The sequence below is a fragment of the Mycobacterium sp. genome, assembly GCF_036488105.1.
In the GTDB taxonomy this organism is placed as follows: Bacteria; Actinomycetota; Actinomycetes; order Mycobacteriales; family Mycobacteriaceae; genus Mycobacterium.
The window spans coordinates 1-2,505 of the sequence record NZ_DASXHW010000015.1; the positions used below are offsets into that span (position 1 = coordinate 1).

Annotated in this window: 4 protein-coding genes; all 4 read right to left on the reverse strand. The window is 65.3% G+C overall.

The genetic code is table 11. The annotated features are described in order from the left end of the window. Positions 1-605 (reverse strand): SDR family oxidoreductase (locus tag VGH54_RS00885; protein ID WP_331510056.1); only part of this gene is annotated, 605 nt, incomplete at its 3' end. A 27-nt stretch (positions 606-632) separates the two neighbouring features. Then, entirely contained in the window at positions 633-1,145 is a 513-nt protein-coding gene (locus VGH54_RS00890) for a MarR family transcriptional regulator (protein ID WP_331510057.1), read from the reverse strand. Positions 1,146-1,200: 55 nt separating this feature from the next. Further along, positions 1,201-1,932 carry an amino acid ABC transporter ATP-binding protein gene (locus VGH54_RS00895; RefSeq protein WP_331510058.1) on the reverse strand — a complete coding sequence of 244 codons (732 nt, stop codon included), beginning with the start codon at positions 1,930-1,932 and terminating at the stop codon, positions 1,201-1,203. Further along, the coding region (locus VGH54_RS00900) for an amino acid ABC transporter permease (protein ID WP_331510059.1) at positions 1,929-2,505 on the reverse strand (577 nt) is incomplete at its 5' end. The genes VGH54_RS00895 and VGH54_RS00900, both read right to left, overlap by 4 nt.

The following is a 2,505-nucleotide window of genomic DNA, read 5'->3' on the forward strand; positions in this document are numbered from 1 at the left end:
GCGACCGCCGCGGCGACCGTGTCGGCACGCAGGAACCGATCCGCGTCGTACTCGCCGTCCTCGAAGGACACCAGCTCGCGTTGCATGTCGGTGTCGGTGCGGCCGGGATAGACGGTGGTGACCCGCAGTGTCGGCTCGCTCAAGCGCAGTGAGTCGGCGAACGCCCGCAGCGCGAATTTGCTCGCCGAGTACGACGCCATGGTCTCCGACGCCTTGCGTCCCGACCCGGAGTTGATGAACACCACCTGACCCTCCGCACGCCGCAGGGCCGGCAGCAACGCCAGCGTAACTGCAACGGCGCCAACGACATTGACGTCGAAAGTGGTCCGCCACTGATCGACGGTGGATTCAGCGACCCGCCCCGGAAGTGACACCCCGGCGTTGTGCACCAGCACATCGAGCTCGCTGATGGCGGCGGTCGCCGGCGGAATCGCGTCGGTGTCGGTCACATCCAGCGGCAGCGCGGTGGCGCCCAACCGATCCGCGGTGGCCCGCAGCGCAGGTGACGGCCGTCCGGCTAACAGCAGGGTGTGGGTGGGTGCCAGGGCGTCGGCGATAGCGGCGCCGATCCCGCGACTGGCGCCGGTGATGAGCGCGGTCCGCATGCTTGCCAGCTTAAGGGCAGCGGGGAATTACGACGTCTGGTCGCCGTTGGTCTGGGCAGTCGCCGTGCTGCCCACCGGCTCGCTGCCGGCCAACCGCTCCAGCGGCGCAAGCGCTTTGGTGAGGGTTTCCCGGTCGTTCTCGCTAAGGTCGCTCAGCAGCGTGGCGAGCGCGTGAATCCGGTTGGTCAGCGACTCACGGTGCACGGCCAGGCCGCGCGGGGTGATGTCGACAAGCACGGCGCGCAGGTCTGATGGGTCGCGCGAGCGTTTCACCAGGCCGATCTTCTCCAGCCGGCGGATCGCCACCGTCGTGGTGGGTGTGCGAACGCGTTCGTGGGCGGCCAGGTCGGTCATCCGGATCGGGCCACGGTCGAGCAGCGTGACCAGAATCGAAAGTTGGGCCAGGGTGAGGTCGCTTCCCAAAGCGGCACCGGCGCTGGGATCGCCGCGGCGCAGGATGGAGAACAACTTCGAAAGCGTACGGTGAAGACCCTCCGCCAGCTCTGTGAGCTCGGGCACGGTGGCTTCGGTTTCCGCCATAGTTCGACAGTCTAACCTGTCGGCAGTTAAGCGGCCTATATTTCGTTTTTGCATGTCAAAGTACCTGCGACAAGAACCGCTGCAGGCGCTCGGTTGCCGCCGCCTCGAAAATCTGCGCGGGCGGGCCGGTTTCCACGACCTGACCGTGATCCATGAAGACGACGGTGTCGGATGTGGATTTGGCAAAAGCCATTTCGTGCGTGACTACCAGCATTGTCATGCCCTCGGAGCCCAAGTCCGCGATCAGCGCCAGGATTCCTTTGACCAGTTCGGGATCCAGTGCCGAGGTCACCTCGTCGAACAGCATCACCTGAGGTGACATGGCCAGCGCGCGAGCGATCGCGACCCTTTGTTGTTGGCCGCCCGACACGGCGCCAGGCCGGCAATCGGCCTTGTGCTTCATGCCGACCCGGTCCAGTTGCGCCAGCCCCAACTCGCGAGCCGCATCGCCGGAGAGCCGTTTGAGCTTGCGCGGCGCCAGCATGACGTTGTCCAGGATGCTCAAATGCGGGAAAAGGTTAAATTGTTGAAACACCATGCCAATCCGCTGCCGAACCGTATTGGGATCGTCTTTCAAAACCGACTGACCGTCGAGCAAGACGTCGCCGCCGTCGGGTTCGTGCAAGCGATTCAGGGCCCGCAGCAGGGTCGACTTTCCGGAGCCCGACGGGCCGATCACCGCCACCGTCTTGCCGGCCGGCGCGCTGATGTCTACACCGCGCAGAACTTTATTGTCGCCAAAGGATAGGTGAATCCCCTTGCCCGCCAACGATACTGACCCGATCACGTCATCTCCTGACTGCTGGTCAAGGCCAGCGGATCTTCCGGTTCGCCGGCGGCGGCCCGGCCGTGCCGAAGCCGGTTGTCGACGAAGTTGACCAGGTGGGTCAGTGGGATGGTCAATATCAGGTAGAACACCCCGGCGGCGACCAACGGCGAGAGGCTGCCGGTCTGCGCGTTGAGGTCACGGCCCACCTGGAACAGCTCGCGTTGGCCGGCGATCAGCCCCAGGAAGTACACCAGCGCGGAGGCCTTCAGTAGCGCGATGAACTGGTTGACAAGCGCGGGAAGTACCCGGCGGATGCCCTGCGGGATCACGACCATGCGCATCGCGGTGTTGTAGCTCAGCCCGAGTGCGCGGGAGGCGTCCAGCTGGCCGCCTTCGACGCTCTGGATGCCGGATCGGAAGATCTCACCTACATACGCGGCGGCCGTCAGGCCCAGGGCGGCGATGCCCAACGGGTAGGGATTGTTGTTCGTCAATCCGCCCACGATCGGCCCGATGCCGAGCCCGATCAGCAGAATGATGACCACTTCGGGCAGGCCGCGGAAGATGTCGGTGTAGAGCCGCGCCGGCCAG